Origin of the sequence: Acidiphilium multivorum AIU301 (genome assembly GCF_000202835.1) — a bacterium.
Taxonomy (GTDB): Bacteria; Pseudomonadota; Alphaproteobacteria; order Acetobacterales; family Acetobacteraceae; genus Acidiphilium; species Acidiphilium multivorum.
The window spans coordinates 3,731,220-3,749,411 of record NC_015186.1; the positions used below are offsets into that span (position 1 = coordinate 3,731,220).

An 18,192-nucleotide genomic window follows, 5' to 3' on the forward strand; every position below is an offset into this window, starting at 1 on the left:
GGCGGCGGAAGCGCCACACTTGCGGCATGTCCGGATTCGCCCCGCGTGTGAAGGCGGTGCTTGGCCCGACCAACACGGGCAAGACCCATCTCGCCATCGAACGGCTGCTGGCCCATTCCTCCGGCATCATCGGCTTTCCGCTCCGTTTGCTCGCGCGCGAGAATTACGACCGGATGGTGGCCGCGAAGGGCGCGCGGCATGTCGCGCTGATCACCGGCGAGGAAAAGATCGTGCCGGCCGAGGCGCGCTGGTTCAGCTGCACCGTCGAGGCCATGCCGCTGGACCGGAAGGTGGAATTCGTCGCGGTGGACGAAATCCAGCTTTGCGCCGATCCGGATCGCGGCCACGTCTTCACCGACCGGCTGCTGCACGCGCGCGGCATGGTGGAGACCATGTTCCTCGGCGCCGAGACGATCCGCCGGCTGCTCCGCCGCCTCGTGCCCGAGGCCGAGATCGAGACGCGGCCGCGGCTGTCGCAGCTGTCGCATGCGGGGCCCGCCAAGCTTTCCCGCCTGCCGCCGCGCTCGGCCATCGTCGCCTTCTCGGCCGCCGAGGTCTACGCGATCGCCGAGGCGGTGCGCACCCGGCGCGGCGGCTGCGCGGTGGTCATGGGACGGCTCTCGCCGCGCACGCGCAACGCGCAGGTGGCGCTGTATCAGGAAAAGGAAGTCGATTTCCTCGTCGCGACCGATGCGATCGGCATGGGGTTGAACATGGATGTCGACCATGTCGCCTTTGCCGGGCTGTCGAAATTCGACGGACACCGCCCGCGCCTGCTCACCGCGAGCGAGGTGGCGCAGATCGCCGGCCGCGCCGGGCGGGGAATGCGCGATGGCACGTTCGGCACCACCGGCACCTGCCCGCCACTAACCGAGGAACTGGTCGGCGCCGTCGAGGCGCATGCCTTCGAGCCGCTGGAACAGCTCGCCTGGCGAAACGCGGCGCTGGATTTCGCCTCGCCCGACGCGCTGCTGGCCAGCCTGCTCGCGCCGCCCGACCGCGCCGGGCTCGTGCGCGGCAACGATGCGTCCGACGTTCTGGTGCTGTCGGCGCTGGCGCATGACCCGGCGATCCGCGAGGCCGCGCGTGGCCGCCGGGCCGTGCGGCTGCTCTGGGAGGCGTGCCAGATTCCGGATTTCCGCAAGCTCGCCACCGACCATCACACGCGGCTCTGCGCGCGGGTCTTCACCCATCTGCTGCGCGATGGCGGGTTGCCGCAGGACTGGGTGGCTGGGCAGATCGGCGGGCTCGGCCGTACCGACGGCGATATCGATACGCTGATGCAGCGGCTGACCGAGGTGCGGATCTGGGCCTATATCGCCGCCCGCGCCGACTGGGTGCGCGATGCCGCGCACTGGCAGGGCCGCGCGCGCGAGGCGGAGGACCTGCTCTCGGACGCGCTCCACGAGAAGCTGATGGCCCGCTTCGTCGATCGCCGGGCGGCGCGGCTGACCCGGCGGCTGGAACAGGCCGAGACCGCCGAGCTGCTTTCCGCCGTGACGCGGGCGGGCGATGTGGTGGTCGAGGGGCATCCGGTCGGGCGGATCGACGGATTCCGCTTCGAGCCGGACGCCTCGGTGGGCGGGGCAGACAAGCGGATCGTGCTGCGGGCGGCGCGGCGCGCCCTGGCCGGCGAGATGCCGCGCCGCGTCGCCCGGCTGGAGGCGGCGGCGGATGGCGATTTCGCGCTGGGGCCGGCGGGCGTGATCGCCTGGCAGGGAACGCCCGTCGCCCGGCTGCGGCGCGGTGCCACGCTGCTGGCGCCGGCGGTCGAGGTGATTGACAGCGAGTTTCTCGACGGATCGCAGCGCGAGGCCGTGCGCGCGCGGCTGGCCCGCTTCGTCGATGGCGTGATCGCCGAGGGGCTGGCGCCACTCTTCGTCGCGGCGAAGGCCGCCGAGGCGGACCCGGCGCTGCGCGGCGTGCTGCACCGGCTGACCGAGCAGGCCGGCGTGCTGGTGCCGGGCGGGGCCGAGGGCGAGCTGCGGGCGAAGCTGCGCCGGATCGGCGTGCGGGATGGCGCCTTCGCGCTCTACATGCCGGCACTGCTGAAGCCGCGGGCGGCGGCGCTGCGTGCCATGCTGTGGTCCGCCTGGCACCGCCGGACGCTGCCGGACCTGCCGGCACCGGGTCTTGTCTCGCTTCCGGCGCCGGACTGGCCGGCGGGGCTCGCGGCCTATCTCGGCTGGGTAGCGGCCGGTCCGCGGGCGATCCGGCTCGATATCGCCGAGCGGCTGGCCGGCGAACTGCGCCATGCGGCGCGCCGCCGGCCGGCGCCGGCGCCGCAGATGCTTGCCCCGCGGCTGGGCGTGGGCCACGAGGATCTGCCGGCGGTGCTGCGCGGCCTCGGCCTGCGGCTCATTCCCGGCGAGGCGATGGAGCCGGGCATGTTCGGCCCGCCGCGCCCGCCGATGGTCGAACTGCGGCGCCCGAGGCGCGGGCCGGCGCCGCCACCGCGCAAGACCGCACGCCCGGCCCCGCCGCCCAATCCCGATCATCCGTTCGCGGCGCTGGCCGCGCTGCGGCGTGCCGCCTCCTGAGCCTTCGGGCGGCGAGGATGCCGCCTGGCAGCGGCTTGACAAGTTCCTGTTCCATGCGCGCTTCGTCAAAACCCGCGGCGTTGCGGCGCGACTGGTCGCGGCCGGCGGGGTGCGGATCAACCGCCAGATCACCGAAAAGCCACACGCGCGGCTGCGCCCCGGTGATGTGCTGACCCTCGCCCTGCCGCAGGGCGTTCAGGTCGTGCGCGTGGTCGCGCTCGGCGCGCGGCGCGGCCCGGCCGCCGAGGCGCGCCGGCTCTACGAGGTTGTTGCAGAGGACTGATGCGGGTTGGCGCCTTGCGCTGGCCGGCCGTTGGGGGCATATCGCCGGTCGATCCATCCCATGCTCAGGAGTGCCCGATGACCTATGTGGTCACCGAAAACTGCATCAAGTGCAAGTACATGGACTGCGTCGAGGTCTGTCCGGTTGACTGCTTCTATGCCGGCGAGAACATGCTGGTGATCCATCCGGACGAATGCATCGACTGCGGCGTGTGCGAACCGGAATGCCCGGCCGAGGCGATCGTGCCGGATTCGGACGGCAAGGCATCCGCCTGGATCGAGAAGAACCGCGAATTTGCCACCCTCTGGCCGAACATGACCCGCAAGGGCACGCCGCCGGCGGATGCCGATGAGTGGAAGGATCGCGACGGCAAGGCCGAACTGTTCTCGCCTGAACCGCACAAGGACTGAAGCCGTCCGCGCCGCCGGCGTTCACGCCGGGGCGGATTTGTGGTATGCATGTTGATCCGGCATCCCCGCCGGCGCTTGAGTGGCGCAACGCGCCCCCGATCGCTTCGCTATCGAGGTTCAGCATGAAACGACCCGCTTCAACCGATCCGGCCGGAGCCGGTGCGGACGTCAGAAGCAGTGCCAAGGCGACGACCCGCGCGAAGACGGCCATGAAGGCCGCCGCCGCGTCCGGCTCGCCGTCCGACAGCCCGGCGCCGCGCCGCGCCGCCAGAACCGCCGCCGAACCCCAGGCGGCCAAGACCGAGAAGGACTCACAGCCCGATATGGCCAGCCCGAATACCGCCCAGACCGCCCCTCAGCCCGCCGAAGCCGAACGCGACACCCTGCCGCCGCCAGGGCCGCGCCCCGTGCTGCCGCAGCGCGCGATCGCCAAGGCCGAAACCTTCAAGCCCGGCGATCACGTCGTCTACCCAACCCATGGCGTGGGCAAGGTGGAGCGCATCGCCGCCGAGGAGATTGCCGGACAGAAGCTGGAACTGATCCACATCACCTTCGATGAGAACCGCATGACGCTGCGTGTGCCGGTAAACAAGGCGCGCACGGCGGGTCTGCGCAAGCTCTCCAGCCGCAAGCAGTTCGACGAGGTGCTCGCCACCCTCAAGGGCCGCGCCCGGGTGAAGCGCACCATGTGGTCGCGCCGGGCGCAGGAATACGAGGCGAAGATCAATTCCGGCGACCCGATGGCGATTGCCGAGGTGGTGCGCGACCTGCACCGCAATGCCGGCCAGCCGGACCAGAGCTTCTCCGAACGGCAGATCTTCGAGCAGGCGCTCGACCGGCTTGCCGCCGAATACGGCGCGCTCGAGGGGCTCGACAAGCAGGGTGCCATCGACAAGCTGCTCGACTTCCTGAAGACCGAGTGAGCCGAGCCGGCCGGTCCCGACACCGGCCGGAGCGCAATTAGGACTGATTTCCAGAAAAATCCCGACACGGCGCCGGCCGGAGTTTTGCTCCGGCCGGCGCTTTGTTTAAGGGCGCTCGCGCGATCGCACGCCTCTTCAAAATTTTGCCTGCTGCCCTATATATAGCCTTGGCTACATTTTCATGGGTGGGCTTCGATTGCGGTGAGCGACCTTGTTTCCCGGCCTGGGCTGAGCGAACGAACGGCACGCGCCGTCGCGGACCGGCTGGCCGGGCGCGCCGGATGGCGTAACCCGCTGATCTTTGCCGGGCCCGCGGTTGTCGCCTCGATCGCCTATATGGATCCCGGCAATTTCGCGACGAACATCCAGGCGGGCGCGCGCTATGGCTATGACCTGCTCTGGGTCGTGCTGCTCGCCAGCCTGATTGCGATGCTGTTCCAGGGCCTGTCTGCCCGGCTCGGGATCGTCACCGGGCGGAATCTCGCCGAACTCTGCCGCGACACGCTGCCGCCGGCGCTGACCATCCCGATGTGGATCATCAGCGAGATCGCCGCCATGGCGACCGATCTTGCCGAGTTTCTTGGCGGTGCCATCGGCATCGCGCTGCTCGCGCATTTGCCGCTGATGGCGGGCATGGCGATTACAGGGATCGTGACCTACGGTATTTTGCTCCTCGACCGGCGCGGCTTTCGGCCGATGGAACTGGTGATCGGCGCGCTCGTGGGCGTCATCGCGCTCTGCTATCTCGCCGAGTTGCTGATCGTGCCGGTTCACTGGCGGCAGGCAGCGCTGCATACGGTGCTGCCCTCCCTGCCGGATGCCGAGGCGCTGACGATCGCGGTCGGCATCGTCGGCGCCACGGTAATGCCGCACGCGCTGTTCCTGCATTCCGGCCTCTCCGGCGCGCGGGTGGCGCCGCAGGATGCGGCGCAGCGCCGGCGGCTGGTGCGTTATTCCAATATCGAGGTGCTCGCGGCGCTCGGGGTCGCCGGGCTGGTGAACATGGCGATGGTGGCGATGGCCGCCGGCGCCTTCCATCCGGCGCATCAGGGGATCGCCGAGATCGGCGAGGCCTATCGCACGCTCTCGCCGCTGCTCGGCGCCGGTGCCGCGGTGATCTTCCTGATCTCGCTGCTGGCCTCCGGCGTGTCGTCCTCCGTAGTGGGCACGCTGGCGGGGCAGATGGTGATGCAGGGATTTGTCGGTTTTTCGATCCCGATCTGGCTTCGCCGGGCGCTGACCATGATCCCCGGCTTCGTGGTGATCGGCCTCGGCGTGAACCCGACACGAGCGCTGGTGCTCAGCCAGGTGGTGCTGAGCCTGGCGCTGCCGGTGCCGATGCTGGCATTGCTGTGGTTTTCCACACGGCGGGCGCTGATGGGCGCGCTCGCGGTGCGCGGGATCACCGCCATCGCCGCGATCGGTGGCGCCATCGTGATCCTCGGACTCAACGTCATTCTGCTCCTGCAGATCTTCGGCGTGAACGTGCCGCTGCCGGGCTAGTTTTCCTCCACCTGCAGCTCGCCGAGATAGGCCTCCCGGATCGCCGGGTTGGCGGCGAGGTCTGCGGCGGGGCCTGAGAGCACGACCCGCCCGGTCTGCAGCACGTAGCCGCGGCTGGCGATTTGCAGCGCCATGTGGGCGTTCTGCTCGACCATGAAGATGGCCACACCCTGGCGGTTGATGGTCTGGATGATGCCGAACACGATCTCGACGAAGCGCGGCGAGAGGCCCATCGAGGGTTCGTCCATGCAGATCAGCGCCGGGCGGGCCATCAGTGCGCGGCCGATCGCGACCATCTGTTGCTCGCCGCCCGACAGCGTGCCGGCGAGCTGGTGGCGGCGTTCCTTCACGCGGGGGAACAGCTCATAGACACGTTCGAGATCCTCGTCGAATTCCGGGCCGCGCTTGCGCGTATAGGCGCCCATTTCGAGATTCTCGTAGACCGTCATGCGCGGGAACAGTCGCCGCGCCTCCAGCACCGGGGCGATGCCGCGCCTGACCCGCTCCGAGGTGCTGAGCCGGTTGATCGGCGCGCCGCGGAAGCGCACCTCGCCTTGGGAAGGGGTGACCGTGCCCATGATCGTCTTCATCGTGGTCGACTTGCCGCTGGCATTGCCGCCGAGCAGCACCACGATGTCGTCCGGCGCGACCGAATAGTCGACGCCCTTGAGCACGTGCAGGTCGCCGTAATGGGTGTGCACGCCGGCGAATTCGAGCAGGGTTTCCTCAGGCATCGACCACGCCCCGGCCGATATAGGCCTCGATCACCGCCTCGTTCCGCCGCACCTCGTCGGCCCGTCCCTCGGCGAGTTTCTCGCCATGGTCGAGGACGATCACGTTGTCGGCGAGGCGGGTGACGACATCGAGCTTGTGCTCCACCAGCAGGACAGTGAGGCCGAAATCGCGGAAGGCGGCGATCTGTTCGGCGAGTTCGAGGCTTTCCGCCGGGTTCATGCCCGCCGTCGGCTCGTCGAGCATCAGCAGGCGCGGGCGGGAGGCGAGCGCGCGGGCGATCTCGACACGGCGGCGATTGGCGTAGGAGAGTTGCGCCACGCCTTGGTCGATCCGCGGCACCAGGCGGTTGCCGAACATCGCCAGCAGTTCGAGCACGAATTCGCGCGCTTCGCGTTCCTCGGCGCGCACGCGGGGCAGGCCGAGCACCGCCCCGGCCGCGCCGGAGGAGAGATGCGTGTGCTGGCCGATCAGCACGTTTTCCATCACCGTGAGGTTGGGGAACAGGCGGATGTTCTGGAAGGTGCGGGCGACGCCGGCGCGCAGCACCTGGTCTGGCCGCAGGCCAAGCAGGTCGCGCCCGGCGAAGCGCACTACGCCGGCGGAGGGTTTCACGAGGCCGGTGATGCTGTTGAACAGGGTGGATTTGCCCGAGCCATTCGGCCCGATCACGGCGACGATGCTGCCGGGCGGGACATCGAGCGAGACCGATTTCAGCGCGGTCAGCCCGCCGAATTTCACGGTGAGGTCGCGGATTTCGAGCGCGGCGGGCCGTGCGTCGGCGGTGGTTTCGGCGAGCCCGGCGCGCAGCCTGGCCACGGCCGGGGCGGCGCCGCGGGAGACGGCGGCGTCCTGCTGCTCATAGCTCAGCCGCACCTCGTTCCGGCCGACCGGAACGAGGCCGTCGCGCCGGTAGAGCATCATGGTCACCAGAATGATGCCGAAGATTAGTTCCGAGGCCGAGGTGAGCTCGAGATTTTGCAGGAAAGGCGAATGGATCGCGTTGCCGAGCCCCTGCACCCAGCCGGACAGGGCGGGCAGGAACCAGGCCTGCAGCAGTTCTAGCAGCACCGCGCCGAGAATGGCGCCCCAGACGCTCGCGAGGCCGCCAAGCACGATCATCACCAGCACCATGATCGAGACCGGCAGGTCGAACATGTCCGGCGTCGCGGTCTGCAGCTTGGCGATGTAGAACGTGCCGGTCATGCCGGCGAACCCGGCGCCCATGGCGAAGGCGAGCAGCTTCAGCCGCGTGGTGTGCACGCCCATTGCGCTGGCGGCGATCTCGTCCTCGCGCACCGCCATCCAGGCCCGGCCGATCCGCGAGGGTTTCAGCCGCAGCGAGATGAAGAGCAGCAGCAGCACGAGGCCAAGGCCGACGTAATAATAAGGTGTCGCGTTAATGCCGAAGCGGTAGCCGAACAGCACCGGCGGGCCGACGCCGTTCAGCCCCTCGGCGCCGTTGGTGAGCGAGGACCAGTTGCGCGCGACGATCGGCACGATCTCGCCGAAGCCGAGGGTGACGATGGCGAGATAGTCGCCCTTCAGCCGCAGGGTCGGCGCGCCGAACGCCATGCCGAAACAGGCGGCGATGACGGCGGAGGCCGGCAGCATCAGCCAGAAGGGGAAGGTGAAATGCACCGTCGCCGCCGCACCCGCGCCGAGTTTCGCGACGAAGCCGATCGCTGCGAGCGGCGCCCAGGCCGCGCTCCAGTGCGGGTGGAGCTGGAACGAGTTCAGGATGCCATAGGCATAGGCGCCAATGGCGAAGAACGCGGCGTAGCCGAGATCGAGCAGGCCGGTGAAACCGACCACGATGTTCAGCCCGAGCGCCAGTGCGGCATAGGCGCAGCTATTGGCCGCGACGTCGATATTCGCCTGGCCGATGCCGAGGAAGGGCAGCAGCAGAAGCACCATCAGCAGGGCGGCGAACAGCGCCTGGCGCTGGCGGGGCGAGAGCAGGGCGAGGCGCTTCATCGCCGCCTACGAGCGGTTGGGCGCCTGCGCGCCGAGCAGGCCGGCCGGGCGGAAGACCAGCGTGAGGATCAGGATCGAGAAGATGATCACATCGGCCCATTTCGCGGCGATGTACTGGCTGCCGATCGTCTCGATCAGGCCGATGAGGAGGCCGCCGACCATCGCCCCCGGCACGTTGCCGATGCCGCCGAGCACGGCGGCGGTAAAGGCGCGCAGACCCGCGGTGTAGCCGATGCTGTACTGGGTGAAATTGTAGTACAGGCCAAAGATCATCCCGGCGGCGCCGGCCAGGGCGGAGCCGGCGAAGAAGGCGATCATCACCACCTGATCGACCTCCACACCCATCATCCGCGCGGCCTCGGCATCCTGGGCGACGGCGCGCATCGCCTTGCCGAGGCGCGAACGCCTGACGAACAGGTTCAGCCCCCACATCAGCACTGCCGCGACGATCCAGATGATCACCGCCTTGAGGCGGATCGTCACCCCGCCGAGATGGTAGTCGATGCTCGGCATCGGGTCGGGGTAGTTCAGCGCCTGGGCGTTGGTCAGCAGCAGCACGACGTTGAACAGGATGTAGGAGACGCCGATCGTGGTGATCATCGCCATCGGCCCGCGCACGTTGCGCATCGGCCGCAGCGTGTAGCGCTCGATCGCGACGCCGAGCACGCCGGAGGTCACCATCGTCACCGCGAGGGCGGCGAGCAGCGAGAGCACCAGCGGGGCGCCGTGCAGCACCACCGCCTGGCCCTGCAGGCCGAACCATTGCAGCACGATGAGGCCAACGAACGCTCCCACCATGAAGACGTTGAAATGCGCGAAATTGATCAGCTCGAGAATGCCGTAGACAAGGGTGAACCCGAGTGCCAGCAGCGCGTACATCGCCCCCAGGCTCAGCCCGTTGACGAGCTGCTGGAGAAAAACCGCCATTCCGGTCATGGGCGCCGCGTCAGTGCTGCGGCGCCACGCCGACGTATCGCATCTGCTTGTTCAGGTCCCCGAGCGGGGCGGACTTGTCCTGGTGGAACTGGAACACGGCAACGATGTGGCTGGTCATGTCGCCATACTTGTCGAAGCTGATCGGCCCCTGCAAGCCGTTGACATGCACGGTCGCGATCGCGTCGCGGACATTGGCGGCGGTGAGCGGCTTTCCTGCCTTCTGTACCGCCTTGATGCCGGCGATGGCGACGAGGGCGGCGTCATAGGCGGTGATGGCGTAGTCGTCCGGCGCGACGCCGTAGGTTTTCGTATAAAGCTTGACCCAGTTCGCCAGCTTCGGGTCATCGACCACATGCGGCGAGGCATTGGTGCCATACCAGCCCTCGGCGGCGGGGAAACCGGCGGCCGTCATCATTTCGGGGCTCAGGATGCCGTCGCCGCCGCCTTTGATCACGTGCGGAATGATCTGGTAGCTCTGCTTCACCAGCTTCACGCCGGCCTGCATCGTGCCGCCGTAATAGAGCGAGGCGGTCTTGGTCGCGGCAATCTTGGTGAGCACGGCGGAATAGTCGGCGGCCTTGGGGTCGAGCCGGTCGCGGCCGAGGACCTTGATGCCCTTCTTCTTCGCCTGGGCTTCGAAGGCGTTGGCGAGGCCGACGCCGTAGGCGCCGCTGTCATCGAGGATGTAGACGCTCTTCACCTTCAGGACCTCGGCATAGAAATTCGCCATGTTCGGGCCCTGATAGGCATCGGTCGTCACGGTGCGGAAATAGATCGGCTTGCCGCCCGGATCGAACTCGCCGGCATAGGCCGGATTGGTGATGTCGGGCGCGGTGGACGAGGGGGTGATGGTCGCGAGATTGGCCATCGAGAGGATTGGCGCCATCGCCTTGCCGGAGCCGCTCATCTCGGGGCCGACATTGGCAAGCACCGTGCGCGTGCCGGCCAGTTTGCGCGCGTTGGTGGCGGCCTGGGCCGGGTCGTACTGGCCGGCAGTCGCGGTCGCGTTGTTCAGGATCATCGGCTCGAGGCGGATGTCGCCGAGTTCGCCGCTCTGGTTGGCGAGCTTGATGGCGAGCTGCGCGCCGTGAAGAATGAGGTGCGCGGCCTCGGCATCGGCGCCCGTCAGCGGCAGCGTAATCCCGATGTGATAGACCTTGTCCGCCGCCAGGGCGATGGGACTTGCTGAGGCGAGGATGAATGTTCCCGCCGCTCCACGCAGAGCTTTGCGCCTTGATAGTGCCATTGGTCCCGTCCTTCTTGCTTTTGTGAGATAGCTGCCATGCGCAAGGTAAACAGCTCGTGAGCGAAGGCAAGTGTTTTTTGGCTCCTCCACCGCGTCGCCGGCAACTGCCGCAAAAAAAATGGCGGCCACGAGGCCGCCAAGTTTAGGGAGGAAACGTCCAAGAAAGCAGACAAACGACTGATCGTTTGCTGCGTCGCACTATATGGCGGAATCGCTTTCCCGTTCAAGAATTTTGTGCGCCGCAGCATATGTATTTCATGAATATGTCTTATGCGGTGAGCAAAGGTTCAGCCGCCGATGGTTCCCCGCAAGCCGAAAAGGAAGTTCTGCCCCGGAATCTGCAATCCATTCACGGGTTCGAATGCCGAGTTGGTCAGGTTGCGACCGATCGCGAAGAGGGTGAGCGCGCGGCTGATCCGGTAGTTCACCGCGAGATTGACGATCGTGCCGGGCTGGGCGAGGCCGACGCCGCTCGGATTGCCGGAGGTGATCGGATAGCCGGAATTGGCGTAGAGGAAATCCGAGAAGCGGCCGACATAGCGGATGGCGGGCTCGATCGACAGCGCCGGGATCGGGCGGATCGAGAGGGTGAGCGATCCGGCGTTTTCCGGCCGACGCAGGAGGGCGGTGCCGGTCGCAGCATCGCGGGCGATGGTGCGCGTATAGTCGATCTGGCCGGAGAGCCAGGAGGCCGGCGCGAAGCCGATGCCCGCCTCGATGCCGTGAATCCGGGCGCGGGCGACGTTTTCCTCCGTGCTGGTGCCGTCAGGCAGGGAGGTGTACTCGAACAGGTTCGAGATGTCCTGGTGGAAATAGCTCATCCGCAGCGTAACCGCTTCGGGCATGCCGAAGGCGGGCAGCACGGTCTCGAAACCGAACCGGTAGCCGACCGAGTGTTCGGGGTGGAGGTTCGGGTTGCCGTGATATCCGTAACTGTCGATGCCGTGCAGGTCGTAGAGCGAGGGGGCGAGAAAGCCGCTGCCCGCCGAGGCTTTCAGCCGCGTGTCGATTGCGGGTACGGCGAGCACGAGGCCGCCGCGCTCCGTCACCACGGTGCCGTAGCCGCTGACCGAATCCGCACGGACAGCGCCCTGCACCGACAGGCGGCGCGCTATGGTGGCCTGCGCGCCGAAATGCCCCGCGGTGGTGGATTGCGAGGCAGCGAGGCTCTGGAGGTAGGGATAGCCGCCAAAGCTGGCGTTGTAGTTTTCGACCGCCGTATCGTGTGTGGTCTCGATGCCGGCGACGAGCGTCGGGTCGGTCATCGGGCCAAAATCCGGCAGGCGGATCACGTTGTTCCACTGGATCACAGTGCGATCGCCGCGATAGCCGCTGTCGCCGGCGAACTGGTTGGGGTCGGCGGGATCGAGCAAAGTCAGGTAGCGGCGGTCGTCCTGGATGTGGGCGATGTCGAGTTCGGTGATCAGCCGGTTGTCGAACAGGTGCGACTTCACGCCGAAGCGGAAAAAGACATTCGAATCGAAGCTGTTTTCATAGGGATCGTCGAAGATCGGATAGCCGAGATCGGGATATTGGCTCCCGGTCTGCCGCGCGCGGACGATCAGCGAGATCCGCGTGCCGGCGACCGGCGTGTAGCCGAAATTGACGGCGCCGAGCTTGTAGCGGAACGGATCGCGATGCGCGGCGTAGACGGCGAGGCGCCGCGCCGTCGCGTCGAACCCTGCCTGTTCGATGAGGGAGCCGGTGATCGCGTAGTCGAACCTGCCGCTCCGGCCGGAGAGTGTGACGCTGCCTTCGCCCTGGCCGGGAAAGCCGCCGGCGAGGTCGTAATCGACATGCGGCGCGCCGTGCCCGCGCTTGCTGATCAGGTTGATGACGCCGCCGATCGCGCCCGAGCCGTAGAGGCTGGACATCGGGCCGCGGACCACCACGATCCGCGCGATATCGCCGATGCCGGAATTGCCGAAATTGAACGCGCCGTTGGCCACCGAGGGATCGTTCACCGGCACGCCGTCGCGCAGCACCAGCACGTCTTCGGAATTCGTGCCGTCGATGAAGACGGAGGTCTGCGCGCCCGGCCCACCCGATTGCACGACGTTCAGGCCGGGAACCGCCTCGAGCGCCTGGGCCAGGGTCGTCACGCCGCGCCGGCGAAGTTGCGCCGCCGTGATGACCGTGACCGATGCGGGGGTGTCGGCAATGGGTGTCCGCACATAGGAGGCGGTGACGGTCTCGATCGGCACGGTGCCGGCGGGAAGCCGTGCGCTCTGGGCGCGGGCGCCGACGAGCGTCCCGCACAAAGCGAGGGGGACGAAAAAGATGTGTCGCGCGAACTCGCGCATGGAAAAACTCCGGTCCGGCACCCGGCGAGGCGGGTGTTGCCATCAGGGCGACCGAAGGCTTCGGGACTTCACCCTTCGCACCCGGTTCACCCCGCCCGGACGCGCGCGCATGGTCTCGGAACCGGCCGGTCTCCTGGCTCGCGGGTCATGGGCGCGTTCGGCCTTCTCGCGGACGGTCTGCGCCGCCTCGCAATGGCCGGGATGAACGCGCCTCGCCGCTCACAGTTGCGGGGGCAGCCGCAGCCGGGGCACGATCTCGCCCTTCTGCGTTCCCGTTTCAGCCCTTGCGGGCCACCGATTCCTATCCAAATCATTATGCCGCCGGATCGGGCGGCGCAAGCGCGCCGGCTTAGCCGAGGCCGAGCAGGCCGGGCAGGGCCGAGAGATCGCTGATCGCCGCATCGGGCGCGCCAGGCAGCCGCTCCGCCGGCTGCCGCGCCCGGTTGCACCAGGCGACGCGGAAGCCGAAGGCCGAGGCGCCGTAGGCATCCCAGCCATTCGAGGAGACGAAGCAGACTTCCTTGCGCTGGACCCCGAGCCGCGCCGGCACCAACTGGTAGACGCGCGGATCGGTCTTGAACACGCCGACCGCCTCGACCGACAGCACATGGTCGAGCACGTCGCCGAGCCCGGCATGGGCAATGGCGGCGGCGAGCATCGCCGGTGTGCCGTTCGAGAGTATCGCCGTGGTGATTCCCTTCGCTTTCAGCGTGCCCAGCGTCGCCTTCACCTCGGGATATGCCGAGACGATGCGGTAGAGTGCGAGCAGCGACTCGCGCCGCTTCGGGTCGGCGAGGCCGGTCGCCTCCAGTGCGAAATCGAGCGCGTCGGCGGTGACGGTCTCGAAATCGGTATAGAGGTTCTGCAGGCTGCGCAGCCAGGTGTATTGCAGCTGCTTGTCGCGCCAGAGCGTCACCAGCGCCGCGCGGCGGTCATCCGGCACATCCGGACAGCGGGCGACGGCGGAGCCGAAATCGAAGAGCGTGCCATAGGCGTCGAACACGCAGGCGCGGATACCCTGGATTGCAGACATCGAGTTCCTCCCGTTCAGGCGGCGGCCGGCAGACTGCGGGCCAGACCGTCATAAGCGTCGAACATGCGGTCGCACCAAGCGTTCAGCGTGTCATCCTCGGCGAGGATCTTCACCGGGGTCGAGGCGTGGGCCCAGAGGAAGGCGCTGAAGGCGACATGGTCGGCGTAGTTCGGCGCGTCGCCGGCGAGGAATTTCTGATCCGCCAGCGTGCTGCGCAGCGGGCGCAATGTGGCGCGGAGGGCGGCGATATTCTCGTCGCGCGCCGCCCGCAACGCGCCGACCGTGGTGCCGAAGGCCGCCTCGCGCGTCGACCGGAAATAGTCGCGGTCGCCCTCATGCAGGATGTCGACAAGGTCGGGCAGTACCACCTTCGCGATCGCAGGATGCACTGCCTCGCTGGTCCACTGGTTGACGAAGCGGGCGAGGCCGCGGCCGGCAGCGCCGCCGAACAGGCTCGGCCGGTCAGGATAGGTGTCCTCGAGGTAAATCGCGATGGCCCAGCTGTCGTGCACGTGGCGGGTGCCGTCGACCAGCACGGGCACCTTGCCCTGGCCGGAGAAGGCGATGGCGTCCTTCTCCATGAAGCGCCAGACCACGGTCTCGCAGGGCAGGCCCTTGTGCGCCAGCGCGAAGCGGGTGCGCCAGCAATTCGGGCTGAACCGGACGCGTTCGTCGGCGCCGGCGAGATCGTAGAGCTTCAGGGGTTCACGCATCAGGGTCTCCTTGCCCGCGGGCCGAACGAGTGCGCCCGCGTGTCGCGGATACGGTCGGCGTGTTGTTGATCGTCTGCGCCAGATCGCAGGCGCGCCGCGCGGCGATTGCCGTGAACCGGCGCTTCAGGTTGGGAAAATCGTCGTGGGAGTGCCGATGCCGCGCTCGCGGCTCGATCCGGAAATCGAGCCCGGCCTCTTCGTGCAGGATCACGGTCTGGCGGCCGTTCGGCGTGGTCCGGCAGTGAAGACCGCTCATGGAGTCCCGGATCCGCCGGGATGAAGGCGGCTCATCGCGTCGGCGACCAGCCGGTCGAGCCGGCCGGGATCTGGATCGAGGCGCGCCAGGGTGCGCAAGGCGAGAACGGTCGCGAGGAGGAGTTCCGCCTGCGCCGGAGGTTCGATCCCGGCGGGCAGGCGCCCCTGGTCCCGTGCGTGTTCAAGCCGATCGCGAAAGAATGCTTCCAGCTGGCTCAGCCGGGCATGGACCTGAGCGCGGGCCTCAGCCGAAATCGGTCCGCCATCCATCGCGCTGTTGACCAGCAGGCACCCCATCCGATGCGGGTCCTGCGCCGAAACATGGCTCAGATTCGCGAGAAGCCCGGCGATCGCCGCGATCGGATCGTCTTCGGCGGCAAACCGTTCAAGAAGCGGCACCATCATGTCATCGGCATAACGGTCGATAGCGGCGCGGAACAGGCCGTTCTTGTCGCCATACCGATGATAAAGCGCAGCGGCACTGAGCCCCGTGGCCTCTGTCAGGTCGCGCAACGAAGCCCCGGCATAGCCCTTGCCGAGAAAGATCGGAATGGCCCGATCGAGCAGGTCTTCGTTTGTCAGACTGCGTGGGCGCGGCATCGGGCAGCTGTACTGGTTTGAATCATCGTCCACCATGATATAATGTAACGTTTGCTACAAAACAACGTGTCTCGGGACCGCACTAGAAGCCAGCCAACATGATGACTCAACCGCATCTCGTCTACTTTGCAGACCCTATGTGCTCCTGGTGCTGGGGTTTCGCGCCGGTGATCAACGCCATCCGCGGGAGGTATGGCGAACGCCTGCCGGTTCGTCTGATCGTTGGCGGGCTGCGGCCCGGCACGACCGAGCCGATGGACGAGGCCGCCAAGGCCCGCACCCGCGGGCATTGGGAGCATGTGCGGAACGCGTCTGGTCAGCCTTTCGATTTCTCGTTTTTCGACCGCGCCCGCTTCGTCTACGACACCGAGCCGGCTTGCCGTGCGCTGGTGGTGGCCCGTCGCCGCTCGATGGCGGATGCATTCGACCTTCTCGCCGCCATCCAGCGTGCTTTCTACACCGGGAACGAGGACGTCACGAATCCGGTTGTGCTTGCCGGAATCGCAGCACGGCTCGGCTTCAACGCGAACCAGTTCCGCGATACGCTCTGTTCCGACGAACTCGGTGCCGAAACCTGGCAGGATTTTGCGATTACCCAGCAGGCCGGCATCACCGGGTTTCCCACCCTCATCGCGAGTTCCGGCACCGAACACGAGTATGCCCTCGTGACCGAAGGCTTTCAGCCCGCGGCTCGGCTGGTTCCAGCACTTGGCCGCTGGCTGGGGGATACGTCGCTCTCTGGCGCCGCCGCCCTGGCGGGCTGATCGGGGCGGCCCGCCTGCCGCCGGCGAAGGGCCGCGCGACAGCGTTCTGCCGGTGTGGGTTGCCGTCCGGCGCGGGCAGGATATAGACGGAACATGACCTCACGCATCTATCGTCCCGCGACCAAACTGGTTCATGCTGGCCAGGTCAGGTCCAACTTCGCCGAGAACGCCGAAGCGCTCTACCTCACCTCCGGCTTCGTCTACGATAATGCCGAGCAGGCGGAAGCGACCTTCAAGGGTGAGATCTCCCATTATCAGTATTCACGCTTCGGCAACCCGACCGTGAGCATGCTGGAGGCCCGGCTCGCGACCCTGGAGGGGGCGGAAGCCTGCCGTGCCACGGCGACGGGAATGGCCGCGGTCAATGCCGCCCTGCTCGCCCATCTCAAGGCGGGAGACCGCGTGGTCGCCTCGCGCGCGCTGTTCGGCTCGTGCTCGTGGATCGTCTCCACGCTGCTGCCGCGCTACGGGATCGAGAGCGTCTTCGTCGATGGCGGCGACCTTGCGGCGTGGGAGGCCGCGCTGGCGCCGGGAGCGGCGCTGGTGCTGCTCGAAACCCCGTCGAACCCGATGCTCGAGATCATCGACATGCGGGCCGTGGCGGATCTTGCTCACAAGGCCGGCGCGATCGTGGTGGTCGATAACGTTTTCGCGACCCCGCTGCTGCAGCGGCCGCTTGAATTCGGCGCTGATGTGGTGGTCTATTCCGCGACGAAGCACATGGACGGCCAGGGCCGCGTGCTCGGCGGCGCCGTGCTTGGCGGCAAGGACTGGATCGACAACACGCTCCAGCCCTTCACCCGCAATACCGGCCCGGCGATCTCGCCGTTCAATGCCTGGGTGATCCTGAAGGGGCTGGAGACAATGGCGCTCCGCGTCGGCCAGGCCTCGCGTTCGGCCGCCGCCATCGCCGACCATCTTGCCGGCCAGCGGCAGGTCATCCGCGCGCTCTACCCTTTCCGGGCCGATCATCCGCAGGTCGATCTCGCAAGGCAGCAGATGAGTGCCGGCGGCACACTCGTGACCTTTGAACTCGACGGCGGCAAGGACGCGGCGTTCCGCTTCATGAACGCGCTCGAGCTCATTGCGATTTCCAACAATCTCGGTGACTCGAAATCGATGGTGACGCACCCGGAAACCACCACCCATTCGCGCATCGCGCCGGCCGAGCGGGCGCGCCTCGGGATCAATGGCGGCACGATCCGCTTCTCGGTGGGGCTCGAGGATGTCGCCGACCTGATTGATGACCTTGATCGGGCGCTGGCGGCGCTGAAATGAGGCGTTGGCGGATTGAGCGCGGTCCGGTCGCTCGGCAGGGCCGCCGTCCGCTACAAGTGACTTGCCCGGATGCCTGTGAGCGGCAAGGGCAGCGGCTTCGCGTCTTGATGCTTGACGCCCGCCTCACGCGGCGATAAGCACTCTCCCACACGGGCCGCGGCAAATTTCGCTGCGGCCTGTGGTTTTTGTTCCGTTTACAGGAAGAGACAGTTCGCCCATGGCCAACATCGCATCGGCGCAGAAGCGCATCCGTCAGACCCTTGTGCGCACCGCTCGCAACAAGGCCCGTCGGTCGCGCGTGCACAGCTTTATCCGCAAGGTGGAGGAGGCGATCGCGACGGGCAATCACATCGAGGCGCGGACGGCATTCATTGCCGCGCAGCCCGAACTGCAGCGCGCCGTAACGAAGGGTGTGTTGAAGGCCAACACGGCTTCGCGCAAGCTGTCCCGCCTGTCGGCGCGTGTGAAGGCCCTTTCGGCTTCGGCCTGAGGTCTGTTGCGCGCCTCGCTGGCGCGTCATACAATCGTAACAATTCGAGTGTCTTGGCGGCTGTTCCTTGCGGCCGCCCGCGCTCGTTTGTCCCGGTTCGGTTTTATCGTGATAGCGTCTCGCAACAGCGAATATAATGTCGCTGCAACTTTTGCTTGTGAGATGTTTTCGAGATTTTACCGTGGAATGATATTCCCTCACTTCAA

At 67.4% G+C, this 18,192-nt stretch carries 17 protein-coding genes and 1 riboswitch; of the genes, 8 read left to right on the plus strand and 9 right to left on the minus strand.

The window, feature by feature from the left end; translation table 11 throughout:
* The first annotated feature begins 26 nt into the window (after window positions 1-26).
* From ACMV_RS17055 to ACMV_RS17075, 5 genes are all read left to right on the plus strand, one after another.
* Window positions 27-2,540 carry a helicase-related protein gene (locus ACMV_RS17055; protein WP_012040532.1) on the plus strand — a complete coding sequence of 838 codons (2,514 nt, stop codon included), beginning with the start codon at window positions 27-29 and terminating at the stop codon, window positions 2,538-2,540.
* Complete coding sequence (locus ACMV_RS17060) at window positions 2,527-2,823, plus strand: RNA-binding S4 domain-containing protein (RefSeq protein ID WP_012040533.1); 297 nt, start codon at window positions 2,527-2,529, stop codon at window positions 2,821-2,823. The genes ACMV_RS17055 and ACMV_RS17060 overlap by 14 nt, the downstream gene beginning before the upstream one ends.
* Window positions 2,824-2,900: 77 nt before the next feature.
* Window positions 2,901-3,233, plus strand: a complete 333-nt coding sequence (fdxA, locus tag ACMV_RS17065; RefSeq protein WP_007421477.1) for a ferredoxin FdxA — start codon at window positions 2,901-2,903, stop codon at window positions 3,231-3,233.
* Window positions 3,234-3,355: 122 nt separating this feature from the next.
* Window positions 3,356-4,156, plus strand: a complete 801-nt coding sequence (locus tag ACMV_RS20075) for a CarD family transcriptional regulator (RefSeq protein ID WP_012040534.1) — start codon at window positions 3,356-3,358, stop codon at window positions 4,154-4,156.
* A 201-nt stretch (window positions 4,157-4,357) separates the two neighbouring features.
* Complete coding sequence (locus tag ACMV_RS17075) at window positions 4,358-5,659, plus strand: Nramp family divalent metal transporter (protein ID WP_007421479.1); 1,302 nt, start codon at window positions 4,358-4,360, stop codon at window positions 5,657-5,659.
* Here ACMV_RS17075 and ACMV_RS17080 read toward each other — a convergent pair.
* From ACMV_RS17080 to ACMV_RS17120, 9 genes are all read right to left on the minus strand, one after another.
* The gene (locus ACMV_RS17080; protein WP_012040536.1) at window positions 5,656-6,393 is read right to left on the minus strand and encodes an ABC transporter ATP-binding protein; all 738 of its coding nucleotides are present in this window, start codon (window positions 6,391-6,393) and stop codon (window positions 5,656-5,658) included. The genes ACMV_RS17075 and ACMV_RS17080 overlap by 4 nt on opposite strands.
* A complete protein-coding gene (locus ACMV_RS17085) occupies window positions 6,386-8,368 on the minus strand; it encodes a branched-chain amino acid ABC transporter ATP-binding protein/permease (RefSeq protein WP_013641194.1) in 1,983 nt (660 codons plus the stop codon). The genes ACMV_RS17080 and ACMV_RS17085 overlap by 8 nt, the downstream gene beginning before the upstream one ends.
* A 6-nt stretch (window positions 8,369-8,374) precedes the next feature.
* Complete coding sequence (locus ACMV_RS17090; RefSeq protein WP_012040538.1) at window positions 8,375-9,304, minus strand: branched-chain amino acid ABC transporter permease; 930 nt, start codon at window positions 9,302-9,304, stop codon at window positions 8,375-8,377.
* 10 nt (window positions 9,305-9,314) lie between these two features.
* A complete protein-coding gene (locus ACMV_RS17095; protein ID WP_012040539.1) occupies window positions 9,315-10,550 on the minus strand; it encodes a branched-chain amino acid ABC transporter substrate-binding protein in 1,236 nt (411 codons plus the stop codon).
* Window positions 10,551-10,837: 287 nt separating this feature from the next.
* On the minus strand, window positions 10,838-12,853 hold the full coding sequence (locus ACMV_RS17100) for a TonB-dependent receptor plug domain-containing protein (protein ID WP_013641196.1): 2,016 nt from the start codon (window positions 12,851-12,853) through the stop codon (window positions 10,838-10,840).
* Window positions 12,854-12,959: 106 nt separating this feature from the next.
* Window positions 12,960-13,167: riboswitch (cobalamin riboswitch) on the minus strand.
* Window positions 13,168-13,202: 35 nt separating this feature from the next.
* The gene (locus ACMV_RS17105; protein WP_013641197.1) at window positions 13,203-13,886 is read right to left on the minus strand and encodes a haloacid dehalogenase type II; all 684 of its coding nucleotides are present in this window, start codon (window positions 13,884-13,886) and stop codon (window positions 13,203-13,205) included.
* Between the two features lie 14 nt (window positions 13,887-13,900).
* The gene (locus tag ACMV_RS17110) at window positions 13,901-14,599 is read right to left on the minus strand and encodes a glutathione S-transferase family protein (protein WP_013641198.1); all 699 of its coding nucleotides are present in this window, start codon (window positions 14,597-14,599) and stop codon (window positions 13,901-13,903) included.
* The gene (locus tag ACMV_RS17115) at window positions 14,592-14,855 is read right to left on the minus strand and encodes a hypothetical protein (protein WP_013641199.1); all 264 of its coding nucleotides are present in this window, start codon (window positions 14,853-14,855) and stop codon (window positions 14,592-14,594) included. Before ACMV_RS17115 ends, ACMV_RS17110 begins: the two co-directional genes overlap by 8 nt.
* Window positions 14,852-15,454, minus strand: coding sequence for a TetR/AcrR family transcriptional regulator (locus tag ACMV_RS17120; RefSeq protein WP_231844448.1), 603 nt, complete (start codon window positions 15,452-15,454; stop codon window positions 14,852-14,854). The genes ACMV_RS17115 and ACMV_RS17120 overlap by 4 nt, the downstream gene beginning before the upstream one ends.
* A 98-nt stretch (window positions 15,455-15,552) precedes the next feature.
* Between ACMV_RS17120 and ACMV_RS17125 the strand changes: the two genes are divergently transcribed.
* The 3 genes from ACMV_RS17125 to rpsT all read left to right on the plus strand — a co-directional run bounded on the left by ACMV_RS17125 (window position 15,553) and on the right by rpsT (window position 17,986).
* A complete protein-coding gene (locus tag ACMV_RS17125; protein WP_012040544.1) occupies window positions 15,553-16,218 on the plus strand; it encodes a DsbA family protein in 666 nt (221 codons plus the stop codon).
* 93 nt (window positions 16,219-16,311) lie between these two features.
* Entirely contained in the window at window positions 16,312-17,496 is a 1,185-nt protein-coding gene (gene metZ, locus ACMV_RS17130) for an O-succinylhomoserine sulfhydrylase (RefSeq protein ID WP_013641201.1), read from the plus strand.
* 217 nt (window positions 17,497-17,713) lie between these two features.
* Window positions 17,714-17,986 carry a 30S ribosomal protein S20 gene (gene rpsT / locus ACMV_RS17135; protein WP_007421597.1) on the plus strand — a complete coding sequence of 91 codons (273 nt, stop codon included), beginning with the start codon at window positions 17,714-17,716 and terminating at the stop codon, window positions 17,984-17,986.
* Window positions 17,987-18,192 lie beyond the last annotated feature (206 nt).

Excerpts from the sequence above, each read along its gene's own strand:
- ACMV_RS17085 (WP_013641194.1), bottom strand. The coding sequence starts at position 8,368 with ATGAAGCGCCTCGCCCTGCTCTCGCCCCGCCAGCGCCAGGCGCTGTTC.
- rpsT (WP_007421597.1), top strand. The coding sequence starts at position 17,714 with ATGGCCAACATCGCATCGGCGCAGAAGCGCATCCGTCAGACCCTTGTG.
- fdxA (WP_007421477.1), top strand. The coding sequence starts at position 2,901 with ATGACCTATGTGGTCACCGAAAACTGCATCAAGTGCAAGTACATGGAC.
- metZ (WP_013641201.1), top strand. The coding sequence starts at position 16,312 with ATGACCTCACGCATCTATCGTCCCGCGACCAAACTGGTTCATGCTGGC.
- ACMV_RS17080 (WP_012040536.1), bottom strand. The coding sequence starts at position 6,393 with ATGCCTGAGGAAACCCTGCTCGAATTCGCCGGCGTGCACACCCATTAC.
- ACMV_RS17105 (WP_013641197.1), bottom strand. The coding sequence starts at position 13,886 with ATGTCTGCAATCCAGGGTATCCGCGCCTGCGTGTTCGACGCCTATGGC.
- ACMV_RS17095 (WP_012040539.1), bottom strand. The coding sequence starts at position 10,550 with ATGGCACTATCAAGGCGCAAAGCTCTGCGTGGAGCGGCGGGAACATTC.
- ACMV_RS17120 (WP_231844448.1), bottom strand. The coding sequence starts at position 15,454 with ATGCCGCGCCCACGCAGTCTGACAAACGAAGACCTGCTCGATCGGGCC.
- ACMV_RS17100 (WP_013641196.1), bottom strand. The coding sequence starts at position 12,853 with ATGCGCGAGTTCGCGCGACACATCTTTTTCGTCCCCCTCGCTTTGTGC.
- ACMV_RS17110 (WP_013641198.1), bottom strand. The coding sequence starts at position 14,599 with ATGCGTGAACCCCTGAAGCTCTACGATCTCGCCGGCGCCGACGAACGC.
- ACMV_RS17125 (WP_012040544.1), top strand. The coding sequence starts at position 15,553 with ATGATGACTCAACCGCATCTCGTCTACTTTGCAGACCCTATGTGCTCC.
- ACMV_RS17115 (WP_013641199.1), bottom strand. The coding sequence starts at position 14,855 with ATGAGCGGTCTTCACTGCCGGACCACGCCGAACGGCCGCCAGACCGTG.
- ACMV_RS17090 (WP_012040538.1), bottom strand. The coding sequence starts at position 9,304 with ATGACCGGAATGGCGGTTTTTCTCCAGCAGCTCGTCAACGGGCTGAGC.
- ACMV_RS20075 (WP_012040534.1), top strand. The coding sequence starts at position 3,356 with ATGAAACGACCCGCTTCAACCGATCCGGCCGGAGCCGGTGCGGACGTC.
- ACMV_RS17055 (WP_012040532.1), top strand. The coding sequence starts at position 27 with ATGTCCGGATTCGCCCCGCGTGTGAAGGCGGTGCTTGGCCCGACCAAC.